This is a genomic window from Mesorhizobium sp. M1A.F.Ca.IN.020.06.1.1 (assembly GCF_004023265.1).
GTDB lineage: Bacteria > Pseudomonadota > Alphaproteobacteria > Rhizobiales > Rhizobiaceae > Mesorhizobium.
Window position 1 is genome coordinate 1 of sequence record NZ_RZSR01001315.1, and the last position, 1,246, is coordinate 1,246.

1 protein-coding gene and 1 pseudogene are annotated in these 1,246 nt (G+C 64.8%); both read left to right on the forward strand.

All coding sequences use genetic code 11. The features are described from left to right. A partial coding sequence (gene cysK / locus EOA60_RS33595; protein WP_128312654.1) for a cysteine synthase A occupies positions 1–748 on the forward strand: 748 nt, incomplete at its 5' end. Between the two features lie 364 nt (positions 749–1,112). Continuing rightward, positions 1,113–1,246 (forward strand): annotated as a pseudogene (locus tag EOA60_RS39420) (glutathione S-transferase family protein); the annotation flags it as partial.

Genomic DNA, 1,246 nt, shown 5'->3' on the forward strand with positions numbered 1-1,246 from the left:
GGGCAAGACCACGCTGATCGAGCCGACCTCCGGCAACACCGGCATCGCGCTGGCCTTCGCCGCCGCCGCCAAGGGTTACAAGCTGATCCTCACCATGCCGGAGACAATGTCGGTCGAACGTCGCAAGATGCTGGCGCTGCTCGGTGCCGAATTGGTGCTCACCGAAGGCCCGAAAGGCATGAAGGGCGCCATCGCCAAGGCCGACGAGCTTGCCGCGACGCTGCCCAACGCCATCATCCCGCAGCAGTTCGAGAACCCGGCCAATCCGGAAATCCACCGCCGCACCACGGCGGAGGAGGTCTGGAACGACACCAATGGCGAGGTCGACATCTTCGTGGCCGGCATCGGCACCGGCGGCACCATCACCGGCGTCGGCCAGGTGCTGAAGAAGCGCAAGCCTTCGCTGCATGTGGTGGCAGTCGAGCCGGAAGCCTCGCCGGTGCTCTCCGGCGGCCAGCCCGGCCCGCACAAGATTCAAGGCATCGGCGCCGGCTTCGCGCCCAAGATCCTCGACACGACGATCTATGATGAGATCGTCAGGGTCTCGAACGAGGATTCGGTCGCCAATGCGCGCCTCGTCGCCCGCCTCGAAGGCGTGCCGGTCGGCATCTCGTCGGGTGCCGCGCTGCAGGCGGCGATCGTCGTCGGCTCGCGGCCGGAAAACAAGGACAAGAACCTCGTCGTCGTCATTCCGTCCTTCGCCGAGCGCTATCTCTCGACAATCCTGTTCGACGGGCTGGGGGCGTAGGCGCTCATACCTCGAAGAATGGCCGGGAAATGCCACGGTCCAGAATGGATACCACCTGTCTTATCCGATATTAACGGAGCCGCTGTTCCTCCTCGGCAGAAAGATCCGCAACGCTTGTGACGTGGAGACGTCACGGGATTGATCCTCGGGTCTGCGCGCGTCGCTTCGCTCCTTGCTCCGCCCGCGGATGACGAAGTCGGGAACGCCACAGCCAATCGCAGGAGCTTGCGGACAGCGGCGCTCCCGGCAAGATGCAAGCTGGATCGCTCAAAAAGCGTCTGTGGCAAGCGGAGCCCGGCTTGAGGAAGGCGCCGCTTCCGGTTCAAATCGCCGCCGGCCTCGAATCGGCCGGCGGGAGGATTTTATGTACAAGCTTTACACGCGTCCCGGCAGCGGCGGCTTCGTCGTCGAGGCGGCCTTGGCTATGGCCGGCGCGCCTTTCCGGCAGATCGACGTGCCGAAGAAGGATCCGCCCGATCCGGCTTTCCTCGCCATCAG